This window comes from Nostoc parmelioides FACHB-3921, from assembly GCF_014696625.1.
In the GTDB taxonomy this organism is placed as follows: domain Bacteria; phylum Cyanobacteriota; class Cyanobacteriia; order Cyanobacteriales; family Nostocaceae; genus Trichormus; species Trichormus parmelioides.
In genome coordinates this window covers 38,655-63,318 of the sequence record NZ_JACJQL010000019.1, presented here as the reverse complement: position 1 = coordinate 63,318, position 24,664 = coordinate 38,655, and the positions used below count along the sequence as shown (strand labels likewise).

Genomic DNA, 24,664 nt, shown 5'->3' with positions numbered 1-24,664 from the left:
TATGACAACAGCGATTATGCCAATAGAGGTTTTGTTGGTAGAAGATAACCCAGGAGATGTGGAACTCACCCGCATTGCTTTAGAAGATAGCAAAATCTCGGTTCATCTCAGTGTGGTTGAAGATGGGGTGGAAGCAATGGCATTTCTGCGAAAACAAGATAAATATGCCAATGTACCCCATCCAGATATAGTGTTGCTAGATTTCAACCTCCCCAGAAAAGATGGGCGGGAAGTTTTGGCAGAGATTAAAACTGATAGTTATCTCAAACGTATCCCAGTAGTAGTTTTGACGACTTCCCAAGCCGAAGAAGACATTCTCAAAGCTTATAACCTAGCAGCTAATTGTTACATAACTAAGCCTGTTGACTTTGACCAGTTCGTTAGAATTGTACAGTCCATAGAAAACTTTTGGTTTGCGATCGTCAAGCTGCCACCGGAGTGAAGTCAATGGCAGATGAAATTATAAATGTCTTATTGGTAGAAGATAATCCTGGTGACGCTTTTTTAATTCAAGAGTTAATCAAAGAGGTAAATACAGCAAATTTAGAGTTATATCCGGTTGAGCGATTATCGGAAGCACTGAAAATTCTTGCTAGTGATACTTCTGATGCTTCTGTTCCACGCTTTGATGTCATGTTATTAGACTTGTCTTTACCCGACAGCCAGGGTATAGATACTTTTGTCAGAGCTAACCGTGAGACCAACGTTCTTCCTATCATCGTGCTAACAGGGATAGATGATGAGAATTTAGCACTCACAGCCATGCAGAAGGGAGCGCAAGATTATTTAGTTAAAGGACAAGTCACAGGAGACTTATTAGTACGTTCCATTCGTTATGCTATAGAACGTCAACGAGTAGAAGAAGCTCTGCGTCACAGTGAGGAGCGGTTTCGGGTGGCGTTAAAAAACTCTCCTATTTTCGTTTTTAATCAAGACAGAGACTTACGTTATACCTGGATTTATAACCCAATAGCTGGGTGGACAGTTGAGGAAATGTTCGGAAAACAAGACTCGGAAATTATGTCTGAGCAGGATGCCCAATGTCTCACCGCCATAAAATATCATGTCCTCACCACAGGTATAGGGAATCGTCAGGTGGTGTCTATTGGTACTCCTCTAGGTAAAAAATATTACGATTTAACTGTGGAGCCATTGCGGAATGAGTCACAAGACATTGTTGGCATCACTTGTGCTTGTATTGATATTAGTGAACGTAAACTAGCAGAAGCAAAAATTCGTGAACAAGCAGCCTTATTAGACATCACCACAGATGCTATATGTGTGCGCGATTTAGAAAATAAAATTTTGTTTTGGAACAAAGGCGCAGAAAATCTCTACGGTTGGCAAGCCCATGAGGTGATGGGTAAAAATGCTAGTGATCTTTTATTTCGTGAACCTTCTCTAGAAGTGGAAACTGCTTTATTAAACGTTATCTCTCAAGGCAATTGGCAAGGAGAATTAAACAAAGTTACCAAAACTGGTAAGGAAATTGTTGTGGCTAGTCGCTGGAGTTTAGTCTATGACGAGCAAGGAAAACCAAAATCTATTCTCTCTGTAGACACAGATATTACCCAGAAAAAACATTTAGAAGCCCAATTATTTCGGACTCAACGCCTAGAAAGTATCGGGACTCTAGCTAGTGGCATTGCTCACGACCTCAACAATATCTTGACACCAATTTTGGCAGGAGCGCAATTACTACCACTCAAATTTCCTGATGCAGATGAACGTACTCAGCATTTACTAGAGATTTTAGAAATCAATGCTAAACGCGGTGCTGATTTAGTTAAGCAAGTACTGTCCTTCGCTAGAGGTGTGGAAGGAAAGCGCATCACTTTACAACTCAAACATTTAATTGTGGAAGTTGTGAAAATTTTGAAAGAAACATTCCCCAAATCCATTGAAGTTTACACAGATATCCCAAATGACTTATGGATGGTTTCTGGAGATAGTACCCAACTCCATCAAGTGCTGATGAATCTCTGCGTAAACGCCCGTGATGCTATGCCTGATGGTGGTACTTTGACAATCTCAGCTGAAAATCTGCTGATTGATGAAAACTACGCCCGGATGAACTTGGAAGCCAAACAAGGCTCCTACATCATGGTTACAGTGTCGGATACAGGAGTGGGTATTTCTCCAGAAAACTTAGATAGGATATTTGAACCATTTTTTACCACCAAAGCTGTAGGACAAGGTACTGGTTTAGGTCTTTCCACGGTTTTAGGGATTGTCAAAAGTCACGGCGGTTTCGTTAATGTCTATAGTGAAGAAGGACGTGGTACTACCTTTAAAGTTTACTTACCATCTGTGGGTGGTGCGGAAGCGCCCCATATAGATCATCTATTACCGCCTGCTGGTCATGGAGAATTAATCTTGATTGTTGATGATGAAGTCTCAATCCAAGATATTACAAAAACATCTTTAGAAAGTCATCAATATGAGACTTTAGTTGCTAGTGATGGGGTGGAGGCGATCGCTCTTTATGCCAAAAATGCCGATAAAATTAGTGCTGTACTGATGGATATCATGCTACCTATACTCGACGGCTTAACCACTATTCGCACTTTAAGGAAAATTAATCCCCAAGTCAAAATTATTGCTACCAGTGGACTCATATCGAAAACTAAGTTAACCGAAATAGTCAATACGGGTGCTAACTCATTCTTAGCCAAGCCTTACACAGTCAATGAATTGCTATTGGCTCTGCACGAAGTGATGATTTAGTCAATAGTCATGAATAGGGGTGTAAGGGGGTAAGGGTGTAGGGGTGTAAGGATTTTAAACATTCACACCCCTATACCTTGTCCAAACCCTTGGTTTTTCGTTTTCATCTCAGGTATTGCATCACAACGAAAGCGCATCTTATACCAATTCAAAAAAGAAGACGACAGATAAGCTATTCTGCTTTTAAGTTGCATAATCCATCGTGTTGACCGTTAACAGTTAACAGCCAACACGAAAAAATATGCAGATTAAATGCCTAACAGCTTATTACCTTCAGACAGGTGTTTTTACAATAAAACAACTATCATACATAGTGCAGTAAAAATTAATATAATGCTCCTACTATGAGCATCTACCAACTTTCCCAAAAATCTTATCAACAAAACCGTTGGCGTAACAACGACTGGCGGCTGTTTTCACGTTTGGTGCCTTACGCCAGGCGTAATACTAAACTGCTGGTTCTCGCAATGGTATTGCTATTACCACTTGCTTTAGCTAATGCTGTACAGCCCTTGTTAATTGGACAAGCTGTATCCCTAATTCGTAAGGAATCTAGCGCATACGAGTTTTTGAGAAATCGCCCAGTGTCTCAAGGGTTACATATTATTGAAGGAATATTACTCTTCACAATTGTTATCCGTTTAGCGTTGACGGGTTACCAAGGCTATTTGTTACAGAAATTAGGGCAAAAAATCACAGCCGCTATTCGCCAAGACTTATTTCACCATGTAACCTCTCTGGCGGTACGTTTCTTTGACCGTACTCCCGTTGGTAAATTAATTACCCGACTCACCAGTGATGTAGAAGTATTGGGAGACGTATTTTCCACTGGGGCTATTGGCATTGTCTCTGATGTAGTTTTGATGGTGGTAATTACTGGTTTAATGTTTTCTATCCAGTGGCAACTTGCTGCCTTGCTCCTGGTGATGTTGTTACCAGTTACTTGGTTAATTATTTACTTCCAACAAGAGTACCGCAAGGCTAACTACAAAGCCAGGGAAGAGCTATCTTTACTAAATTCCCAATTACAAGAGAATGTTCTGGGGATTAACGTCGTCCAGTTATTCCGCCGGGAAAAGTTTAATGCTGAATTATTTCGGACTACAAACCAACGCTATACCAAACAGGTAGATCAAACTATCTTTTTTGATTCGGCTGTTTCCGCAACTTTGGAATGGATTGGCTTAATTGCGATCGCTGGTGTATTGTGGGTGGGTGGCTGGTTGCTTTCAGACAATCAAGTTGATTTTGGAACTTTATCGACCTTTATTCTATACGCCCAGCGCTTGTTCGACCCATTACGAGATTTCGCGGAAAAATTCACGGTTATTCAATCTGGATTTACGGCTATTGAACGGGTTAGCGATATTTTAGATGAACCGATAGAAATAAGCGATCGCTCCAACTCTCGATTTTCCGTCTTTGATGCTAAATTCGGTTACATCGATGAAATTGTCGCTGATTTAGAATCTCAAAATATCAGCGACACACCAAACATGGGAGAAATCCGTTTTGAACACGTTTGGTTTGCTTATAAAGATGATGATTACGTTATCAAGGACTTAGATTTTGTAATTCGTCCAGGCGAAAAAGTTGCATTAGTAGGGCCTACTGGCGCAGGTAAAAGTTCTATCATCCGTCTTTTATGTCGTCTCTACGAACCCACCCAAGGACGCATCTTAGTAGATGGAATTGATATCCGCGAGTTACCTCAAGCAGAATTACGCCGTTATATGGCAGTAATTTTACAAGAGGGTTTTTTATTTGCTGGTAATGTCAAAAGTAACATTACTTTGGGCGATTACTATTCTTTTGAGGAAATTCAAGCAGCCGCACAACAAACAAATATTGCCGAATTCATCGAAGAATTACCCTTAGGTTATGATACTAAATTGCGAGAACGGGGTACAAATCTTTCTAGTGGACAAAAGCAACTGTTAGCTTTTGCTCGTGCGGCAATTCGCAATCCTCAAATATTGGTTCTAGATGAAGCCACTGCAAGTCTCGACGTTGGTACAGAAGCTCTAGTGCAGGAAGCATTAAACGAATTATTAATTGGACGAACTGCCATCATTATTGCTCACCGCCTGTCTACAATTCGCAACGTAGATAGAATTTTTGTGTTAAAACGTGGCGAATTAGTGGAACAAGGTAGCCATGAGGAACTATTAAATTCAGGAGGCCTTTATTCTACTCTGCACAACTTACAAATGCTGGGAACCTAGTTGGTGCCAGTTGAGCGCCACCAAACCGAGAAATATTGCAACTCTTCACAAAAAAGCAATAACAAAGCAACAAAACTGTCATAAATGCTATCTAAAGTAGTAATAAACATAGTTTCCTCGCTCAAGGCCATGCAAAACCAAGTACACGATGAATCTCAACCGTTAAATCCTAAAAAACATAATCATGCACCTTGGAAAAAAGCGGCTGCATCTCTATCACTAGTACTGCTGGGATCTGGTATGACTTTAGCTGGTGGATATTTAGCAGGAAACCAGCAACAGTTGGCACAAAAAGCATCTGATTTGGCCGTGAGCCGAGTAGATGCAGCACCACCATTAGGAAATAACACAGACCCCAACTTTGTGACTCAAGTGGTGCAAAAAGTTGGGCCGGCTGTGGTACGTATTGAAGCGTCTCGGACTGTTGCATCTCGATTACCAGCCGAATTTAACGACCCATTTTTCCGTCGCTTCTTCGGTTCTCAACTACCTCAACAACAAGAGAGAGTACAACGGGGTACTGGTTCTGGGTTTCTGATTAGTGCTGATGGTAGCATTCTTACAAATGCTCACGTTGTTGATGGCGCAGATACGGTGCGAGTCATCCTCAAGGATGGGCGTAGTTTTCAAGGTAAAGTATTAGGTACAGATAATTTAACAGATGTCGCTGTTGTCAAAATTCAGGCAAATAATTTGCCAACCTTAGCAGTGGGTAATTCTGACCAATTACAACCTGGACAATGGGCGATCGCTATTGGTAATCCTTTAGGTTTAGATAACACCGTCACCACAGGTATAATTAGTGCAACTGGACGCACCAGCAATCAAATTGGCGCACCTGATAAGCGCGTAGAATATATTCAAACTGACGCGGCAATTAATCCAGGTAACTCTGGTGGCCCCTTGCTGAATTACCGTGGTGAAGTTATTGGGATGAATACCGCCATTATTCAAGGCGCACAGGGTCTAGGTTTTGCCATCCCTATCAAAACAGTACAACGTATTTCTAATCAACTTATAGCCACAGGTAAAGTACAGCATCCTTACCTGGGTATTCAAATGGTAGGTTTAACACCCCAAGTTAAACAAAATATTAACTCCGACCCCAATAGCGGTTTAACCGTAGATAGAGACCAGGGTGTTTTAGTGGTCAGAGTCATGCCAAATTCGCCAGCCGCAAGAGCAGGGTTACGGGCTGGCGATGTCATTCAAAAGCTAAATGGTCAAGCTGTTACAGATGCTAGCAATGTACAGAGAGCCGTTGAAAACGCTCAAGTTGGCGGACAATTGCAGCTAGAATTATGGCGCAATGGTCGAAATGTTAATTTAGCTGTACAAGCAGGCGCTTTCCCAACTCAACAGGTGGAATAAGGGTGTAGGGAGAAGAGGTGAGAGTCACGGTTGACTGTTGACGGTTGACCGTTGACTCCCTACTTCCTCAATTAACGTACTAATAAATATCTGAAACCAATGGCTAACAAAAATACGCCGTACAGTTTTTTCATGGTTTCGCTGCTAATAAATGGCTGATTGGCAAACATCGCGCCAAATAAGTTGCCAACTAATAAGCCTACTGCAATAATCACAGCATATTTAAAGTTAATATTACCGCTACGATAATAAACTGCTGCTCCTAAGAGTCCAATAGGTAAGATTTGGGCTGCAATAGACGTACCTGTGGCAAATTTTTGATCAAGTCCCATCAAAAGAACCATTGCTGGAACCATAATTGCACCACCACCAATGCCAAACATTCCTCCGGCAACACCAGCAGCCAGTCCAATTAGCAACAGTTGTATAAGTAAATTAGACATACAAACGTGTGATTTCTCTGTGAATTACAAATAATTTTAGGTGACAAGATTGGTTTAGAGGCTGTTTTCAGTGATGAGGTTTGTTGACTGTTGACAAAAAAATATGTAGGTTCGTCTTAGGGTAGTCTGGATCTGAGATGTGCGATCGCTAACAATTCCTTTTATCTACAAAATTCGGACATCCATCTAAGATAAAACCCCAACAATCAAAGGCTTTCAAGTCTGTTAACAGTCAACCATCAACAGTCAACAATATAAATATCGTGCAAAATCGGCTAAAAGCGCATACTCTAGATGTATTCTGTATCAACTTTAACATCTATTGTCATTGCTATGCCCCAAGATTTTTCTCACCAAAATCTTAGAGGTCTCTCTTTTAAAGGTCAAAATCTTGTAGGAGTCAATTTTAGTTACGCAGATATTCAAGGCGTAGATTTTAGTGGAGCCAATCTGCGAGGGGCAAATTTTAGCTGCACCAAAACGGGACTGCAAAGCACGTGGAGAACTTGTTTAGCCGTTATATGTTTATTGCTAGCACTAATATCAGGGGTGATTTGTGCATTTGCAGGCGGTTATCTGGGATTTTTACTGGTAAATCCGAATTGGTTAAATAAAGCAACTGGTCTATTACTGATGGTGGGATTTGCCATCTTTTTTACAGTTGGTGTTAGCAAAAGTTTAACGGACGCTTTTTATGTTTCAGGGCTTTTATTGATTTTGGCGTTTACAGGCGGTGTATTAACATCGGGGTCTGGAACTGGCAGTGGTGCGGGATATTTTGCCTTTTCCATGATTGGTATGCTCACAGGTGTCATGCTTGGAGCTATAGCTATTGCGGAAGCCTGGGATTTGTTTGGGACTTTCACCGTGCTTGGTGTTTTGCTGTCCACAATATTCGGTGCGTTGATTTATTCAACGATGGGAAGAGGTGCGGTAGTTGAGGCGAGATTTCTAGCGTTGGTATTTGCATTGATATTTATCGGATTTTCCACTTATATTGGTCACCGGATATTAAAAAATCATGAAATAGATGGGTGGATGCGTACTATTTTGATTTTTCTAGCAACGATAGGAGGGACAAACTTTCGCAATGCTAATTTGACTGATGCTAACTTTACGGGATCTATACTTAAAAGTACAGATTTGAGAAAAGCGAACCTGACACGTACTAGTTTCCACAAAGTTAATCAACTTGACCGTGTACTTCCTGGTTTCACTTACCTACAAAACACGAAAATACACCAACTATTAATCACAGGACAAGGACAAGAGCAGCAGCTTGAGCGTCAAGATTTACGCGGAGTTAACTTACAGGGTGCAAACTTAGCAGATGCTAATTTTATCGGTGCAGACTTGAGCCAAGCCAACTTACAAGACGCAGATTTATCTAGAGCAAAGCTGGTACAAACCCAACTGGACGGTACAGATTTCACCGGTGCAATTCTCACCGGAGCCTACATTGAAGACTGGGGGATTACTACCGATACCAAATTTGATGGCGTGCGGTGTGAGTATGTTTATATGCGATTGCCTACTCAAGATAATCCAGACCCCCATCGTAAACCTGATAATCGCCAAGAAGTCTTTGCCGATGGAGAGTTTGGCGATTTTATTCAACCAATTTTTGACACACTTGACTTATACCATAATCAGGGTGTTGATCCTCGTGCGATCGCCATTTCTTTTAAGGAACTAGCAGAAAATCACCCAGAGGCGGAACTAGAAATAGTCGCAATGGAGAAACGCGGACAAGACAAAATTCTGTTACGAGCCAAAACCGCAACTCAGGCTGATAAATCTGAACTTAGTGCTGAATATTTCACTACATATAATCAACTACACGCTTTAGCACAGCAAGAATTACAAGCGCTCATAGCCGAAAAAGATAGCAGAATTTCTGATTTACAAACTATGGTGATGACAGCATTACAGCGTCCTAGTTTTTATGCCCAAACCTATCAAAATCAGGGGGATACCGTTATGTCCGAAAGCTCAAAACAAGTTTTTCATAACAGCCTACCAAATGCCCAATTCGGTGGTGGTCTGGTAAATGCTGATACTGTAACCGGGCAGCAAATTGCCACTGGAAACATGACTAATAATAGCCCACAGCAAAAGCAGAATTTGGCCGCAGCCGCTACAGAAATTCAACAGTTACTCAATCAACTCAGCCAAACACACCCCACAACAACCACATCGGAAAAGATGACAGTTGTGGCTAAGGTTGTGGATGAAATTGAAAGCAATCCCACTTTAAAAGCGCGAGTAGTTGGCGCATTGAAGGCGGGAGGAATAGAAGCTTTTAAAGAGATGATAGATCATCCCCTGGTAAATATTCTCTTGGCTTCAATCGATGGGTGGCAAGAGGCGGAGTAAAAAAGCAGGGGAGCAGGGGAGCAGGGAGCAGGGGAGAAAAACCACCCACAAGGGGTGTTAGCGAAGCGGAACGTAGTTCGGCTTCAACCAAGGGAGCAAGAGAGCAGGGGAGCTATCGCCCACAAGGGGCGAGGTTTTAAACCTAACTTCTCCTGATAAAAGGCTTTACGCTCACGGCTTCCTCAAACAATTTTTTCGGTAGTAAACCATGCACACCTTTATTGGGACTGTTGACAACTTGAGTTATGCGAAAATTCACGGCTAAACTACACAAAACATAGGCATCTTCTGGAGATAAATTGACGAAACGTTCCAGAAAATCAATCATATTTTTGAGGGCTTGTTCTAATGCTGCATCTAAAGTTGGTGCAAACCCCATTGTGATAATATCAGTCGGTGTTTCTGCAATGGGTGCGGTGAAGTGCAAATCTTTGCGTAGTGTTAGCTGGATACGACCATTCATCGAAGTTTCAATCGCAGTCACATTAACCTCGCCATCCCCTTGAGCTGAATGTCCATCACCAAGAGAAAATAAGCCACCAGGGACAAATATCGGCAAAAATATGCGAGAACCTGCTTGGAGTTCCCGGTTGTCAATGTTACCGCCATAATAGCCAGGGGGAACAGATGAGCGAGCATTTTCAGGAGTGGCGACACCAAGGATACCAAAAAAGGGGGTGAGGGGAATTTTGATCCCGCTATTTGGAGGAAATTCAGCTGTGTTGTTGGCTAAATTTAAGGGAATAAATCTTAAAGCTGGTTGAGTAAACTGATTGGGTAAGGCTCCCCAACCCGAACGAATGGCATTAAACCCAACTGGTAGACTAGGTGCGATCGCCTCTAATTTTACTTCTAAAACATCCCCTGGTTCAGCATCCTTGACATAAATTGGCCCCGTGAGTAAATGCGGCCCGGCGGCAATTTTGCGTTCCGGTGGCAGATTTTGGCAGATGTCCAAAAATTCTGGTGTCAGAAACTCTGGTGGTGCTTTGTCATAAATGTAATAACCAGTGTAAGTTTCTACATCCATGGTGTCGCTAGAATCAACTTTTAGTGCTGGTTCTAATAGATGAGAGAAACCGCCTAAATGGACGGTTGATTTGGTGGCTTTTAAGATGTGGTGAGTCATCGCCGCTATGCTAATTATTAGATATTTTCAATAATCAAAACGGATTCCCATAATTTCGGTCTGATTCTTCCACAATAGGCAACTCAATACTAAATTCCGTTCCCCAAGCGGAATCGGACATCATATTAATTCGCCCATGATGGCTTTCGATAATTTGGTAACTAATGGATAACCCTAATCCTGTCCCTTGACCAATTGGCTTAGTAGTAAAGAAGGGATTAAATATTTGATGATGAATATGGGTGGGAATACCGTTACCGTTATCCTTGATGCGAATGGCAATGTAGCGATCGCTGAGTTGTTCTGTGCGAATCCAGATGCGACAATGATTTTGTGATGATTCTGGCGATGCGCTACGCTCTGTTTGCAATTTTTCAGCTTCTTCTAAAGCATCAATCGCATTGTTCAAAATATTCATAAATACTTGATTGATTTGCCCAGGAGAACAATAAATCAAAGGCAATTCACCATATTCTTTAATTACTTCAATACCAGAACACTGAGTACTAGGGTTGAAGCGGCTTTGTAAAATCATCAATGTAGCCTCTAAACCCTCATGAATATCAACTAGTTTGAAGGTTGCTTCGTCTAATCGAGAAAAGTTTCGCAAGGATTTTACAATCTCAGCAATACGCTGGGAACCCATCATCATGGAAGAGAGTAAATTTTCGATATCTTTTTGAAGAAAATCAAGCTCCAGTGTTTCAATTGTCTCTTGAATAACTTTGCTTGGATGGGGATATTCTTGCTGATAAAGATGAATTAGGTTTAGTAAATCATCATAGTATTCACTGGCGTATGTTAGATTCCCATGAATAAAAGTAATTGGATTATTAATTTCATGGGCAATTCCGGCAACTAACTGTCCTAAGCCGGACATTTTTTCTTTTTGGACGGATTCAAGAGCATTTTGTAATTTAATTAGAGTATGTTTTAAGGTTTCATTTGATTGTGCCAATTCTAGCTGAATGCGCTGACGCTGTTGAATCTCCTGACTCAGGGCATGAATTTTTTGATTCAGCACAACAAATTCATTACTTGTTCGCTTTTCTAACCGCAGTAAATTAATAGCTGGACTATCATGCGATCGCGGTTGGATAACTGCTCCTTGACTACGACAAGGAATTCCTTCTCCTACAGCTTGGTGAATAGTAAAAGCACCCAAAATCATTTGCCGACTTTGGGCGCAAACTCGCAGATAGTCGCTCACTTTTTGGGGTGAATCAGTGACAAACTCACTCAACTGCTGACCAATCAGTGCTTTACTGGTTTTGCTAAACAGTTTAGTAGCAGCTTGATTGACTGCCAAAATTTCCCCTGTGCTATTTATAAGCAGCAGAGGTTCTGGCAAAACCTGGGCAAAGGTTAAAAATTGATCAGGTGTCATCAGCTTGAAGTATGGCAATAGGATCTTTTCCTGTGTCCAAAATACTAACGGAGTAATAGTTAACAGACTCAGCCATGTTTTAGGGAATCAACTTTAGCCAGGACGTATGGCAGGGTAACAGAGAACAGGTAATAGAGTTGAGGCTAGGGTGTAGGGTGTGAGTATTTTAATCTAATTAGGCTGTCTATACTCTATTTAATACTACTATTATGCTTTGAAGTATTCTTGTCCGGCAAACCCATCTAATGATTCGCTAGGTTGAAGATGAATGACGACTGTACATTCGTTTGCGCCTCTAGCGATTGTGTTTTGTAACTCAACTCTGGCATAGCCGAGATTATCTGCTGCGATCGCACCAAAAATATTAGATGTCATGACACACATAGCTTCGCGCCCTTCTACCTGTTCCGCAAAAGGACATTTGCGATTGCCTAAAACTATCTTTTCATCACTTTCTTCAATTACGTAAAAGTCACCTTGAATCCGGCGTTTCCAATCTACCAGGACAGCAGTTACCTGCTCACGCGAAAGATTAGATAGTTGCAAACCGTGATGATATATCTGATTAACTTGCTGTCCTGTTCGATAGCCGACTACATTCAAAAATCCTGCTGCCTCTTCAATACCAACAACATCTTGTAAAGTTCCAGCCAATTCCCGAATGATAGTGCGGAGAAATCGATCACGCTCAATTGGTAATTCTAAAGACTGTACTTGGTGGTCGAGCGGAGATGTTTGAATCATGATGGAGTTCCTGAAAATTGACATAGAAGCTAAATCAATAGCATTTGGTGAAAGGAAAGCCAGCGAAGCCTCAAAATTTATTCCTTAAGTGCTATTGACATCCGACTAAGTTTAGTTTTCCCTGACTAGCTGCAAAACTCACATCAACTTAGGTTAATACCGAATGGCACTCAGAAAAGCTTAAAGTGTTACAGAATAATGGCTCTGTGATATGAGACTAGAAAAAGCAGGGGGGCAGAGAGCAGGGTAGAAAAACTGCCGTCTCAATGCCCCATGCCCATTTTCAATTTATAGGTAGATATTGTTGTACAAATTCTTCTAAAAGTTGGATTTGGAAATTACTAGCGAAGTGAGTAATTTTCCCAGCAAATTTATTTAGTTTCTCATCGAATATAGAAATTTGCTGCGCTATCTCTAAAATTCCTTCAATATCGCCATCTTTTACTAGTTCCATTAACTGTTGTAAAACTTCAATAGTAGGAGGAGTTATATTTTCTTGATTATCTGCATTTGCAGCCTGATTTGCATTATTTTTCTTAGCTTTATCATCATATATCCATTCCAATAGCAAATATTTTCGCAGTACTTCTAGCAACATTTCAGCATCTACAGGTTTTGGTAAAAATGCGTTTGCACCGGCATCTATGCTTTTATATTGATCTGTTTCAAAAACACTAGCTGAAGAGGCAATAATAGGTGTCTTCTCGAATTGGTAAGAATAACGTAACTGATTAATGAATTCAAATCCATTCATTAAAGGCATCATTAAATCAGTAATAATTAAGTCTGGTTGATGACTGTTTAATTGTGATAAGGCTTCCTTACCGTTACTAGCTTCTATGACTACAAATCCAATTGGCTCTAGTAAATTAGTTACTATCAAGCGGTTTTGCCATTTGTCATCTACTACTAAAATCTTTCGCTTTTTCCCTTCATAACCAACAACAGTTCCCTGAGGAATTGCTCTCGAAGCTTTTGCCCAATCTTTAGCTTCTGGTAGTTCTAGTTCAAACCAGAAACTGCTACCTTGACCAAACGTACTTTTCACTTCTATTTGACTACCCATCAATGTAATAATTTTGTGGGTAATTGCTAGTCCTAACCCTGTACCTTCAATCTGGCGTTTCTGTTCTCCTACTTGTTCAAAAGGTAAAAAGATTTTTTGTAGTTGCTCAGGGTTCATCCCAACTCCGGTATCCGTTACCTCAAATCTAATTTTATGAATTGGTAATTTCTGAAATTCTTCTTGAGTAGCTTTAACTTCAATTTTGAAAGTGACACTACCTTTTTCTGTAAACTTAATAGCGTTACCAAGTAGGTTGATCAAAACTTGACGTAAACGTTTGTCATCAGCACGAATTCCGACAGGTAAATCTGCCGATAGTTGCACATAAAACCCAATACCTTTCTGTTCTGCGCGGATACGACAAATTTCTGTCACGCTGTCAATAAATGCCGGAAAGTAGAAATCAATCGGGTTCAGTTCCAGCTTTCTTGCTTCAATCTTGGCAAGATCCAGTACATCATTAATTAGACTCAACAAATGGGAACCACACTGCTGAATAATATCTACACCTTTGTGTCCTTTCTCGGTGAGGGATTCTGTACGTTGTAGAATTTGTGTATAACCCAGAATGCCATTAAGGGGCGTGCGTAGTTCGTGGCTCATATTAGCCAGAAATTCACTTTTAGCTTGGCTGGAGTTGGTAGCAATTTCTTCTGCTATACGTAGCTCCTGTTCTATTCGCTTACGCTCTACAATTTCACTTTTCAGCGCTTGATTAGCAGTTTCTAACTGTTCAGGACTGGGTAGTTTTAAAGCTAGGGGAATGAGATAAACTAACGCAAATGATGTGTATATGGAAATTAAAGCTGTGAAGGCTTTCAGTCCGGCTGCAATCCAATAGTTTGGATACCATAATGTCCAAATATCCATTAGGTGTCCTGTACCACAGGCAATAATAAAAGCACCAAATAACAGAAAAACTCCGTTGAAAGGAACATCTTTGCGTTGGAAAATAAAGTAAACCAGTAGACAAGGAATTGAATAATAGGCTATGGCGATTGTTGCATCCCCTATGATGTTGAGCCATACCAACCCTGTTTGCCAGAGATAACAATGTCCGTGGGGAATGAAACCGATTAAATAGAAGTCTTTAAATAACGTCAACATCATTGGATGAATCACTGATTTGGCCTTATATGATTACCATCTCAAAGTACAAGTTGAGAATTTTCCCAACTATTTTTGAGATTCTGAAAAACCTACCCTTGAAAGGATGAGGAAGATGGGGGGACAAGTCTAATGACTATTACCAATCCCCAATCCCTAATCCCCAGTCCCTAATCCCTACTCCTTGCTAGGAATTTTGATAGTAAATTCAGTTCCCTGACCAGGCTGAGAATTTACTGCTAATGTGCCATTGTGTTTTTCTACAATAATTTGATGGGCGATTGATAAACCCAGTCCAGTGCCTTTACCGACAGGCTTGGTCGTAAATAGAGGTTCAAATAATCGCTCTTGAATTAAGTCAGGGATACCCATGCCATTATCAGTAATCCTAATGATGACGCAATTTTGAGCATCTAACTCTGTTGTAATTTGGATTTGGGGGATAGAAGCGCTCATTTTGCCATGAATCATGGCTTCATCAAGGGCATCAATGGCATTGGCCAGAATATTCATGAACACTTGGTTGATTTGCCCTGGATAACAATTAACCTCTGGTAACTGGCCATAAGATTTGGCAACTTCGATGGGAGGGCGATCGCCTACACTTTTCAGGCGATGTTGTAAAATCAGCAACGTACTATCAAGCCCTTGGTGTAAATCTACAGGTTGTTTAGTGTCAATATCTGCACGGGAGAAGTTGCGGAGTGAGAAAGAAAGATTTGTCAGTCTATCTGTACCTAACTTGAATGAGTCGATAATTTTCACTATATCTTGCAGGGCAAATTCTAGATCCAATTCCTTGCTGGCATCTGTAATTTGATCTGAGGGATGGAGATACTCTTGTTGATAAAGTCGCAGAATTTCGGTAATAGAGGCAATGTGTTCTTCTAAATGTTTAATATTACTGGAGATAAAGCTAATCGGATTATTAATTTCGTGAGCAACTCCGGCGATTAATTCTCCCAGTGTTGACAGTTTTTCTTGCTGCACTAATTGAATCTGAGCTTGCTGTAAAGCAATAGTGCGATCGCTAAGTTGCTGTTCTAATGATTCGGTAAACCGTTTTAGTTGTAAATGTACGCGCACTCTAGCGATAACTTCCTCTTGGGCAAACGGTTTAGGTATATAATCGACAGCACCTAGAGAAAATCCTTTATTTTTGCTATCTATATGTCCTAAAGCCGTGGTAAAAATTATCGGAATATTTTGACTATGCGGATTTGCTTTCAGGCGACGACAGGTTTCAAATCCGTCAATTCCTGGCATTTGCACATCTAGTAAAATTAACTCTGGGGGGTTGCGTTCGACTTGTGCGATCGCGCTTTCTCCATTAACTGCTACTCGGAATTTAAAACCAGCACTACTCAAAGCCGCAGAAAGAACGGATAAGTTTGTTGGGTTGTCGTCAACAATCAAAATTAATCCAGTTTCTGAAGTTGTTGTCATACTATAGGAATCCGTTTCGATGCATCAAATTATTTGTGTAGGGAGAAAACAGAAAACAGGGAACAAATAAGAAGAATTAGGAGTGTACTTACTTTTTTTGAGAAATCAAAGATGAGTTCTATATATCTGCTTGGGATTGGGGAGCCAGGAACTAGGGACACAACTATGCATTCCTTTGCACCTCTAGCGATTGTGTCTTATAACTGGACTCTGGCATAGCCGAGATTATCTGCTGCGATCGCACCAAAAATATTAGATGTCATGACACACATAGCTTCGCGCCCTTCTACCTGTTCCGCAAAAGGACATTTGCGATTGCCTAAAACTATCTTTTCATCACTTTCTTCAATTACATAAAAGTCACCTTGAATCCGGCGTTTCCAATCTACCAGGACAGCAGTTACCTGCTCACGCGAAAGATTAGATAGTTGCAAACCGTGATGATATATCTGATTAACTTGCTGTCCTGTTCGATAGCCGACTACATTCAAAAATCCTGCTGCCTCTTCAATACCAACAACATCTTGTAAAGTTCCAGCCAATTCCCGAATGATAGTGCGGAGAAATCGATCACGCTCAATTGGTAATTCTAAAGACTGTACTTGGTGGTCGAGCGGAGATGTTTGAACCATGATGGAGTTCCTGAAAATTGACATAGAAGCTAAATCAATAGCATTTGGTGAAAGGAAAGCCAGCGAAGCCTCAAAATTTATTCCTTAAGTGCTATTGACATCCGACTAAGTTTAGTTTTCCCTGACTAGCTGCAAAACTCACATCAACATTAGGCTAATAGCGAACCCCCACAAACTAGTTTACAAAGTCAAGCACAGTAATCAATTGAATCGGCTCTCAAGCCCTAAGACAGTTACATAAGCAAATTGACAATTTAGATACATTATTGCGCTTCCCTACGGGACGCTTTGCGATCGCGTGTCAATGGTTAAAAGGAACTGATTTAATACCCCATCCCCTTGTGGGTGTTTTTTAGTCATTTTTGCCACTGAACATTAACAAAAACTTAATCTCCCTGTAGATGGAGTTTTTTATTGAATCAAAATTATTGCCTCTTGAACCTTTGTAGAAAGAGTTTTTTGTAGTCCTTGCTCTACCTTACTAATTAGTTTGTCAAAAGCGTCTTGATTTGCTATTAGTTGTTCTTGAATAATCCTGTCTAACTCAGGATTGACTTGCTTACATATATCGTCAATTTTTCGGTCATTCACAAAACTAGGGCGAATCCAACTAGGAACATTGACATTTGTTTTAATTGCCTCTTTCACAGTCTCTCGATTTAGCTCCATACCTGCTGCTATTACCGATGCACCATATACTAATGCAATAGGCCATGTTAAATGTCCAGTCAATATAAGAGTAATAATACTGGCGAGAGTACCACCACCAATTAATACATTAACTATGAATGCTACGGTGTCCCCCAAAATAGCATCACCAATGCGTAATTCTGGGTTGACTAAAGCAGGCTCGATACTATCTTCAAACCTCAAACTGCTTCTGGGTATCTGGAACTTTCGGCATATTGGGTCAGTTTCTGCGGCTAAATCGGGTTGAATTTTCTGATTAAACCAACTTATACATTGTTTGTTAACTGTCTGTTGTGCTATGTCACTTTGCAGCCATTGTTCTGCTCGCTGCTTCATCGCTGTTTCCAAATCAGCTAAAGTACGTATTTGGTTCGTTTGCCAATCTTTTAGCCCCGGTCTAACTGCATTTTCAATTAACCCCTCGGCTAATGGCTTGGTTAATGATTCTATTAACTCTGGAATGTGCTTACCAATTAATTCTTTGAGTTTGTTTGATTCCAACAGTTTATTTACTTCTTGTTTGAAAGCATTAGCTCGTAAGTCCCAACGTCCCACCCGCGCTAAACCTAATGCAATACATCTTTCTGGCTCTGGATCTGGACGCAGTAAGGTTTGTGGTTCGGGGAAAAATTCCTGACAAAGTTGGTGGGTAAATTTCATCCGCGATGCACCACCAGTCATGAGTAGCAGTTTCGGTATAATTCCTTGCTGGTCTAACTTTTGCTTTGCTTCGCTTAAAGCTGCGTGAAATGATTGCAACCAACTTTTTTGTCCTAGTTCAGGTAAAGGTTGGTGCAATATTTCCTTCATTATCAATTTGTTGACTTGGGGGATAAAATAAATTTGTTCATTGATAGATTCAAAACCACGGGCAAAGGATTGAGAATCGCTGTAAAGTTGTTCATTAGAAAAGTAATCTTCCTTGGCTTTGCGACAAGCTAATTCACAACGCGCTTGATGATGGGGATATTCTTTAAATACTTTTTCGAGTAATGATTTTTGTTCGTGTTTAGCAAGAGTATTAGCAAAAATAGCTTTATCAATTAAAGATGCACCTAAAGTGTTATTACCAAAATCTAAGGGAATTTCTTGTAAGCTTTTAACTAAGGTAAAATCTGTAGTTGAGGAACCAATATCAACAATTAGCACCGACGAAAGAAGTTTTTCATATTCCAGTTTCCCTGCTTCTTTGGCCTGCATAAAAGCCGCACGTGATTCGGGAACAACATTTAGTAATGGAATACCAGCTTCTTGCAGTAGTTGTTGATATTCTGAACGTTCTTTAACTGACCATCCTGAAGGACAACCAACGTAAAAGTAAGTAGTATCTTGAGTTTCAATTTGTCTACTTTCTTTTAATAAGTGGTAGTAGGTGGCAATAAAAGTACTAATAGTTTTGCGATATTTGGGATCATTATTGGGTTTTTGCTTGAAAGTAATTGCTAGTTGCGTCACACCAGCTTGAATTAAGGCTTGTTCCCCGACTAGATAACCTAATTGAGGATGCCAACCTAGTGCAGTGATTTGGTTTTTTTTGTTATTAATCTCCAACATTTGGGGCGGTTCGATACTCTCCACAATTGCCTTAGCTACTGCTGTTTCACCATGTCCCAAATCAAAACCGACTGTTTCTAAAATTTCCATACTATATATTGTCTAGGATTCTCTGGCTTGGGAGTATGCTGGTTCAATTACCCTACCGCGCCTCAGCAAGCGATCGCCTTTCAACAAAGCTGGCGTAATTGTGACATAATCTTGGTTATCAGGGTCGATACTTGGCTCAAAATCGAAGTAAGTGCGATCACTATGAGGTGCTTTTGCTTGGTAAATTTGAGTGCGAATCCCCTGAGACATCAAAATTTGTGGCAACATTTTCGTTAGTTCCATCACCATCTGGGGTTTATTCAAAGACGATGCACCTACGAGTCTTTGCAAGAAATTCAAGAGTTCCGGCAATTCTTCCATATTCCGCTCATCTTTGGCTTTGTCAGATTCAGCAAATCCAGCAATTACTAAATCGATAGTGTTGAGTGCATCAGCCAGTTGGGCTAAAATAATTCTGCTATCTACTTTGAGGATAGGTTGAGCTACTTCCCTGACCTCCGGTAAGCTTGACCTATTTTTATCAAGTTGCAGCACCACTTCCAATCCTAGCAGCACGGCAGTAAGTAAAATCCCCATCCATGCGCCTGGAGTAGTATTTGTTAGATAAAATAACCAACCTAAAATACCTATATAAATTAGTACTTTTAGCACTTTTAAAATTAATCGATTGGGGGAAGACGTAAGTGCTAGATTAGTTATTTGTTTATGTTCTGTTGCCTCAATCTGAGCGATTTCAACTGCTCCAAGAATAGGTATTGACTGACGCAACACATCTAAGAAAAATGCAGCGAAACGCACTTGAGTTATATTGAGTTCGCTAATATAAATTCTTTCTAGATTGTCAAGTTTATTTTGAACGAGTTTAACTACATCTTCAATATTACTTAAATTATTAATTTCTGTCTGAAGTTGATTACTTTCTTCGCTAAAAAGTGAAGTTATCGTTTTCATTACGCTGCTTAAAAATTAAATTTTTACCGGGTCATTTTACACTTGTGTGCGGTATATCTATTCTAGAGTGATTATTGGAAATGCTTGACAAACGTAAAGGATGAGCATTTAGCCCATCCCTAAGATAAAACAATGTGATGTATTGTATGAGCATAGTCAACAGTCCATAGCTATTATTAGTTATCTTAGACTGTTGACTTGTTAAGGTTTTCTTCAACTTGTGTGTATACCGCAGCCTCAAAGCGGTTGATTCTGCATCTATTGAACTCGCGTGAGATTAAGAACCTAATGCTTGAGCCGTTTTTTCCTTATCCATCTTCAGAATCAAAACTCCCAGAGGTGGTAAGCATAAATCCAGTGAATAGGGGCGATTGTGCATTGACCAATCATCAGTCCACTTACCACCTAAGTTACCCATATTGCTACCGCCATACTGACGAGCATCACTATTGAATAACTCGGTGTAAAAACCTTTTTCTGGGACACCAATACGGTAATGAGAATGCGGTTGGGGTGTGAAGTTACAAACTACCACAACGAAATTCTCGGTATCTTTTTCACGGCGAATAAACGAGACTACGCTGTGGCGATTATCGCTACAATCAATCCAATCAAACCCTTCCCTAGCAAAATCTAAAGTGTATAAAGCAGGTTCAGAACGGTAAAGTTTATTCAGTTCTGTGAAGAATTTTTTCAACTGTTGGTGTGGTTCAAACTGTAACAAAGGCCACTCCAAGTCAGCCCAAACATTCCACTCACTCCATTGACCAAATTCCATGCTCATAAACATGGTTTTCTTTCCTGGGTGAGCAAACATATAGGTAAACAAACAACGCACATTTGCCAACTTTTGCCACTTATCGCCAGGCATTTTGCCGATGATATTGCTCTTACCATGTACGACTTCATCATGGGATAGAGCCAGCATGAAGTTTTCACTGTGGTTATACCACATACTAAAGGTGACGTTATTTTGGTGGAATTGCCTAAACCAAGGATCCATGCTGAAATAATCCAGCATATCGTGCATCCAACCCATGTTCCACTTGAGGTTAAATCCCAAACCGCCTGTGTAGGTAGGCCAAGACACCATCGGCCAATCTGTCGATTCTTCCGCAATGGAAAGCACACCAGGAAAATAGCTAAAAAGCAAGTGATTTACCTGACGGAGAAAATCTGCTGCTTCTAAATTTTCTCTACCACCGTACTGGTTAGGCAACCATTCTCCTTCTTTACGACAGTAGTCGAGATAAAGCATGGAAGCCACTGCATCAACACGAATACCGTCTATGTGGTATTTGTCAAACCAGAACAGGGCATTTGCTACCAAAAAGTTGCGGACTTCGTTCCGGCTATAATTGAAAACTAGAGTCCCCCACTCTTTATGTTCACCTTTACGGGAGTCTGCGTGTTCGTATAAGTGAGTACCATCAAAGAAGGCTAAACCATGCCCATCTTTGGGGAAGTGACCGGGAACCCAATCGACCAGTACACCAATGTTGTTTTGGTGACACTGATCAACAAAATACATAAAGTCTTCAGGAGTACCAAAACGCGAAGTAGGAGCATAGTACCCTGTTACCTGGTAACCCCAAGACCCATCAAAAGGATGTTCGGCGATCGGTAATAATTCTATGTGGGTATATCCCAGTTCTTTAACATAGGGAATGAGTCTGCTGGCTAGTTCCCGATATGTTAAAAAACGTGCGCCTGGATTGAGTTCTGAAGCAATGACTACAGGCTCAGTTTCACCATTAGGTAGTTTAGCTGGTTCTGCACTAGCAGCGTGTAACCAAGAACCCAAGTGTACTTCATAAACTGAAATCGGCTGGGTTAAGGGATCTGTATGACGACGTTGTTCTAACCAGTCTTCGTCACTCCAGTTGTATGAATTTAAATTGCTAACAATTGAGGCTGTTTTGGGGCGGGCTTCTTGTTGAAAACCAAAGGGGTCGGATTTTTCATAAATATGCCCTGCAAAATTTTTGATTTCGTATTTGTAATGCTCCCCTACCCCGATTTCGGGAATGAATAATTCCCAAACGCCAGTAGCGCCTTTACGCATCTGATGTTTACGTCCGTCCCAGAGGTTAAAATCTCCCAAAACAGAGACATTTCGAGCATTAGGGGCCCAAACTGCAAAGTAAACACCTTTAACGCCATCCACTTCTGTGAAATGCGCTCCCAGTTTTTCGTAAATGCGATGGTGATTACCTTCAGCAAACAAATGTAAGTCAAAGTCTGTTAAACGAGGGGAACGAAAAGCGTAAGGATCGTAGGAGACACGCTCATGTTCTCCCTCTTTAGTTTTTAACTGGTAGTTTGATAGTTCAGAAGTTTCAATAATACATTCAAAAAAATGTGGATCATGCACCGTCTGCATGAGGTATTCCTGCCGTTGTTCTGGAAGAACTACCCATGCTGCACTAGCATTTGGTAGGTAGGCTCTCACAACCCAAACGGTTTTGCCGTTTTGTTCTATGGGATGAGAACCAAGGATTTCAAAAGGATCATGATGCTGGTTCCAGACGATGCGGTTAACCTGTTCAGGAGCGATCGTGGTCATGGGCATTAAGCTACCTACGTAGAATAAATTGGTTGACTAAATTGAGTTTTGTATATATATATTCTTTACATTTATTTGCAATTTTGTCGCCACCGTTATCGTATCGCACAATGTGTCATTGATACGGGGGAATGACAGCTGATTGTTGACTGTTGACTGTTGACTAAACCTTACAGATTTAAGAAGGGGAAAAACTGGAGTAGAAATTTGCGGATGCGGGTCAGGAAAATGGTTTGTCGTATGTTGCTGCTAAGTTTCGGGGGAGGGCTGATTTGTAGTTGTTCTTGTAGTTGTGCATACTCAGCCGCAGTGAGAGGCTGACCATCTATAGGCGATCGCGCATCTATAATAATTTCTGTTCGTAATATTTCTTCTGGGATATCCTTGACTGGAGGTAACGCCAAGACTAAATTTCCCCAATTACTACTCGACCAAACCAGAATACTACTGCTGATAGCGATAATAGATAGTCTTATCCACTTCATTGGATGTCTTGTGAAGTTCTGCATTAATGACATCAAACACCTATGTGCTGTACTCATGTTGTTCTTCAATCACCAAGGAACTAAAACACTGAACTACAGATCAAATGTAGTTGACTTCATATATATCTAGTCTGACTTTGGTATTCTTTCAGGAATATAAGGTGATTTTTGATGATGCGTTTAAATAATTACTAATTCTTATAAGGTGAATAAGTTACTCAAAAGCTTCGGCACCAAGACGGACGACAGTAGTATCACTGTAGTATATTTAATTTTCTTATATGTAACGGCAGTTTGCACCGACGTATTAGTTTTTTAGTTTTCTAAAATATTTGACACTTGGCTGAAGAGTAAGTCTTGACTACAAGTGTCTTAAATTACAAGCCTACTTAATATTTGCGTTTCAATCAGTTCTGAGTAGACTTTGATAGAAGAAAGACAGAGAGGAGAAGGCTTGAGAAAATAACTTTGCCCTTTGTCAAGAGGTTTTTAGCTTCCACCCCTTGTTGCTGCTTTTCTCTCCTTTTGCCTTCTGCCTTTCCAGTAGACAACTTTTTGCTACTTGATGAGGCTAGTACTTTTGTTGAAACTCATGACCTGCACCAATGAAAGAAAGACTTACCGGAAATCTTTCTTAAAAACGTTATCAATTATCTAAGGGGTAGTCGTAGGAGTAGCTTCAGGGGTTGCCGCAGGGGTTGTTGCCGCAGGGGTTGCCGCTCCAGTGTCAGTTGGCTCACCTGTAGCAGCAGGGGGGGTTGTTGTTGTCTCACCGCAGGCTCCGAGAAATGCACCCAGACTTAACATTAGAGCAAAACCAAAGATTTTAGTTCTCATATAACTCCTCTTTCACCAATTGTGGCAATAAAATTTTTCGCCTGTTGAATACGATAACCTATTTATTGCAAGTTTTTAAAACCGCACATATTACATATTTATTTGATTTAGTTATTATGTACAAGACCAAGTCTAGAATACATCAATTTTATATCTGTAAAAATTATGGCTGCTGTTCACAAATCGAATGTTTCTGTAACCGGTGGTTGGTTTCGGCGAGGTTCTACCCCATCGTTAAGAAAGCGACGGACTAGTCCGGGGTCAAGGACACGCAATGATTCTACAGCTGCTCCTGAACCTGTATTAATGCCTCCAACAAAACAAAGACGTTCCTCGAACAATGTATCTTCCTCTGTGAAAACAAGGGTACAGAGTCCGGCAATACAGCAAACCTCTAATGTCACAGCCAAGCCCAATCGCAGACAAAGAGGTCTTCAATCAAATTCACAGCAACTGCCTGTAGTACCCACCGCCAAAGCTTTGCCTTTATGGTTACTGCGACTACATAGCATACATCGTTACTCTTCAATTGCTGCATTTTTATTAGTAGCAGGAACTTTAACGGTTTATGGATTGACAGTATATACTCAGGAGTTGTGGAGTCAAGGCTACAGCCGGCTACAAAAACTACAACGCGATGAGCGACAAATTACCACAACTAACGCGACACTAACTCACAAAATGGCTGAGGAAGCAGAAACGCCATCGGCGGGATTGATATCACCAACTCCAGCTAGGACTATTTTCTTATCTCCACTACCTCAGAAACCAGAGGTAGTATCCCCCAGCACCACAGCGAATCCGCAAGCACAACCATTAAATCCTCCACGAATGGGATATTAATAATATGGGGAGTGGGAAAAACCACTTTTATGCT

At 40.7% G+C, this 24,664-nt stretch carries 18 protein-coding genes; 6 read left to right on the top strand and 12 right to left on the bottom strand.

The features are described from left to right. The first annotated feature begins 1 nt into the window (after window position 1). From H6G14_RS14795 to H6G14_RS14780, 4 genes are all read left to right on the top strand, one after another. A complete protein-coding gene (locus tag H6G14_RS14795; RefSeq protein WP_011321022.1) occupies window positions 2-442 on the top strand; it encodes a response regulator in 441 nt (146 codons plus the stop codon). Between the two features lie 5 nt (window positions 443-447). After that, window positions 448-2,727 carry a hybrid sensor histidine kinase/response regulator gene (locus H6G14_RS14790; protein WP_190568128.1) on the top strand — a complete coding sequence of 760 codons (2,280 nt, stop codon included), beginning with the start codon at window positions 448-450 and terminating at the stop codon, window positions 2,725-2,727. Window positions 2,728-3,071: 344 nt separating this feature from the next. After that, entirely contained in the window at window positions 3,072-4,952 is a 1,881-nt protein-coding gene (locus H6G14_RS14785; protein ID WP_190568127.1) for an ABC transporter ATP-binding protein, read from the top strand. A 129-nt stretch (window positions 4,953-5,081) separates the two neighbouring features. After that, window positions 5,082-6,323, top strand: a complete 1,242-nt coding sequence (locus H6G14_RS14780) for an HhoA/HhoB/HtrA family serine endopeptidase (protein ID WP_242053436.1) — start codon at window positions 5,082-5,084, stop codon at window positions 6,321-6,323. A 71-nt stretch (window positions 6,324-6,394) separates the two neighbouring features. Here the strand turns inward: H6G14_RS14780 and H6G14_RS14775 are convergent, their stop codons facing one another. Further along, a complete protein-coding gene (locus H6G14_RS14775; protein ID WP_190568125.1) occupies window positions 6,395-6,766 on the bottom strand; it encodes a sulfite exporter TauE/SafE family protein in 372 nt (123 codons plus the stop codon). Between the two features lie 294 nt (window positions 6,767-7,060). On the opposite strand from H6G14_RS14775, the gene H6G14_RS14770 reads away from it, so the two are divergent. Further along, window positions 7,061-9,142 carry a pentapeptide repeat-containing protein gene (locus H6G14_RS14770; protein WP_242053435.1) on the top strand — a complete coding sequence of 694 codons (2,082 nt, stop codon included), beginning with the start codon at window positions 7,061-7,063 and terminating at the stop codon, window positions 9,140-9,142. Window positions 9,143-9,284: 142 nt separating this feature from the next. Here the strand turns inward: H6G14_RS14770 and H6G14_RS14765 are convergent, their stop codons facing one another. The 11 genes from H6G14_RS14765 to H6G14_RS14715 all read right to left on the bottom strand — a co-directional run bounded on the left by H6G14_RS14765 (window position 9,285) and on the right by H6G14_RS14715 (window position 23,787). Then, window positions 9,285-10,271, bottom strand: coding sequence for an acetamidase/formamidase family protein (locus H6G14_RS14765; protein ID WP_190568124.1), 987 nt, complete (start codon window positions 10,269-10,271; stop codon window positions 9,285-9,287). Between the two features lie 34 nt (window positions 10,272-10,305). Continuing rightward, entirely contained in the window at window positions 10,306-11,658 is a 1,353-nt protein-coding gene (locus H6G14_RS14760) for a sensor histidine kinase (RefSeq protein WP_190568123.1), read from the bottom strand. A gap of 207 nt (window positions 11,659-11,865) precedes the next feature. Next, entirely contained in the window at window positions 11,866-12,402 is a 537-nt protein-coding gene (locus H6G14_RS14755; RefSeq protein WP_190568122.1) for a methanogen output domain 1-containing protein, read from the bottom strand. Between the two features lie 283 nt (window positions 12,403-12,685). Beyond that, window positions 12,686-14,578 (bottom strand): ATP-binding protein, encoded by a 1,893-nt coding sequence (locus H6G14_RS14750; RefSeq protein ID WP_190568121.1) that lies wholly within the window; start codon window positions 14,576-14,578, stop codon window positions 12,686-12,688. 174 nt (window positions 14,579-14,752) lie between these two features. After that, the gene (locus tag H6G14_RS14745; protein ID WP_190568120.1) at window positions 14,753-16,021 is read right to left on the bottom strand and encodes a hybrid sensor histidine kinase/response regulator; all 1,269 of its coding nucleotides are present in this window, start codon (window positions 16,019-16,021) and stop codon (window positions 14,753-14,755) included. 197 nt (window positions 16,022-16,218) lie between these two features. After that, window positions 16,219-16,653, bottom strand: a complete 435-nt coding sequence (locus tag H6G14_RS14740) for a methanogen output domain 1-containing protein (RefSeq protein ID WP_338421195.1) — start codon at window positions 16,651-16,653, stop codon at window positions 16,219-16,221. A 411-nt stretch (window positions 16,654-17,064) separates the two neighbouring features. Beyond that, the gene (locus H6G14_RS14735; RefSeq protein WP_190568119.1) at window positions 17,065-18,987 is read right to left on the bottom strand and encodes an Hsp70 family protein; all 1,923 of its coding nucleotides are present in this window, start codon (window positions 18,985-18,987) and stop codon (window positions 17,065-17,067) included. 12 nt (window positions 18,988-18,999) lie between these two features. Further along, window positions 19,000-19,899, bottom strand: a complete 900-nt coding sequence (locus H6G14_RS14730; protein ID WP_190568118.1) for a hypothetical protein — start codon at window positions 19,897-19,899, stop codon at window positions 19,000-19,002. 277 nt (window positions 19,900-20,176) lie between these two features. Next, window positions 20,177-22,471 carry a 1,4-alpha-glucan branching enzyme gene (glgB, locus tag H6G14_RS14725; protein ID WP_190568117.1) on the bottom strand — a complete coding sequence of 765 codons (2,295 nt, stop codon included), beginning with the start codon at window positions 22,469-22,471 and terminating at the stop codon, window positions 20,177-20,179. Window positions 22,472-22,635: 164 nt separating this feature from the next. After that, window positions 22,636-22,950 (bottom strand): hypothetical protein, encoded by a 315-nt coding sequence (locus H6G14_RS14720; RefSeq protein WP_190568116.1) that lies wholly within the window; start codon window positions 22,948-22,950, stop codon window positions 22,636-22,638. Window positions 22,951-23,604: 654 nt separating this feature from the next. Next, the gene (locus H6G14_RS14715; RefSeq protein WP_190568115.1) at window positions 23,605-23,787 is read right to left on the bottom strand and encodes a hypothetical protein; all 183 of its coding nucleotides are present in this window, start codon (window positions 23,785-23,787) and stop codon (window positions 23,605-23,607) included. 165 nt (window positions 23,788-23,952) lie between these two features. Between H6G14_RS14715 and H6G14_RS14710 the strand changes: the two genes are divergently transcribed. Continuing rightward, the gene (locus H6G14_RS14710; RefSeq protein WP_190568114.1) at window positions 23,953-24,630 is read left to right on the top strand and encodes a hypothetical protein; all 678 of its coding nucleotides are present in this window, start codon (window positions 23,953-23,955) and stop codon (window positions 24,628-24,630) included. Window positions 24,631-24,664 lie beyond the last annotated feature (34 nt).

Excerpts from the sequence above, each read along its gene's own strand:
- H6G14_RS14780 (WP_242053436.1), top strand. The coding sequence starts at position 5,082 with ATGCAAAACCAAGTACACGATGAATCTCAACCGTTAAATCCTAAAAAA.
- H6G14_RS14775 (WP_190568125.1), bottom strand. The coding sequence starts at position 6,766 with ATGTCTAATTTACTTATACAACTGTTGCTAATTGGACTGGCTGCTGGT.
- H6G14_RS14720 (WP_190568116.1), bottom strand. The coding sequence starts at position 22,950 with ATGAAGTGGATAAGACTATCTATTATCGCTATCAGCAGTAGTATTCTG.
- H6G14_RS14730 (WP_190568118.1), bottom strand. The coding sequence starts at position 19,899 with ATGAAAACGATAACTTCACTTTTTAGCGAAGAAAGTAATCAACTTCAG.
- H6G14_RS14755 (WP_190568122.1), bottom strand. The coding sequence starts at position 12,402 with ATGATTCAAACATCTCCGCTCGACCACCAAGTACAGTCTTTAGAATTA.
- H6G14_RS14765 (WP_190568124.1), bottom strand. The coding sequence starts at position 10,271 with ATGACTCACCACATCTTAAAAGCCACCAAATCAACCGTCCATTTAGGC.
- H6G14_RS14785 (WP_190568127.1), top strand. The coding sequence starts at position 3,072 with ATGAGCATCTACCAACTTTCCCAAAAATCTTATCAACAAAACCGTTGG.
- H6G14_RS14795 (WP_011321022.1), top strand. The coding sequence starts at position 2 with ATGACAACAGCGATTATGCCAATAGAGGTTTTGTTGGTAGAAGATAAC.
- H6G14_RS14760 (WP_190568123.1), bottom strand. The coding sequence starts at position 11,658 with ATGACACCTGATCAATTTTTAACCTTTGCCCAGGTTTTGCCAGAACCT.
- H6G14_RS14790 (WP_190568128.1), top strand. The coding sequence starts at position 448 with ATGGCAGATGAAATTATAAATGTCTTATTGGTAGAAGATAATCCTGGT.
- H6G14_RS14750 (WP_190568121.1), bottom strand. The coding sequence starts at position 14,578 with ATGATGTTGACGTTATTTAAAGACTTCTATTTAATCGGTTTCATTCCC.
- H6G14_RS14745 (WP_190568120.1), bottom strand. The coding sequence starts at position 16,021 with ATGACAACAACTTCAGAAACTGGATTAATTTTGATTGTTGACGACAAC.
- H6G14_RS14740 (WP_338421195.1), bottom strand. The coding sequence starts at position 16,653 with ATGGTTCAAACATCTCCGCTCGACCACCAAGTACAGTCTTTAGAATTA.
- H6G14_RS14770 (WP_242053435.1), top strand. The coding sequence starts at position 7,061 with ATGTATTCTGTATCAACTTTAACATCTATTGTCATTGCTATGCCCCAA.
- H6G14_RS14735 (WP_190568119.1), bottom strand. The coding sequence starts at position 18,987 with ATGGAAATTTTAGAAACAGTCGGTTTTGATTTGGGACATGGTGAAACA.
- H6G14_RS14710 (WP_190568114.1), top strand. The coding sequence starts at position 23,953 with ATGGCTGCTGTTCACAAATCGAATGTTTCTGTAACCGGTGGTTGGTTT.
- H6G14_RS14715 (WP_190568115.1), bottom strand. The coding sequence starts at position 23,787 with ATGAGAACTAAAATCTTTGGTTTTGCTCTAATGTTAAGTCTGGGTGCA.
- glgB (WP_190568117.1), bottom strand. The coding sequence starts at position 22,471 with ATGCCCATGACCACGATCGCTCCTGAACAGGTTAACCGCATCGTCTGG.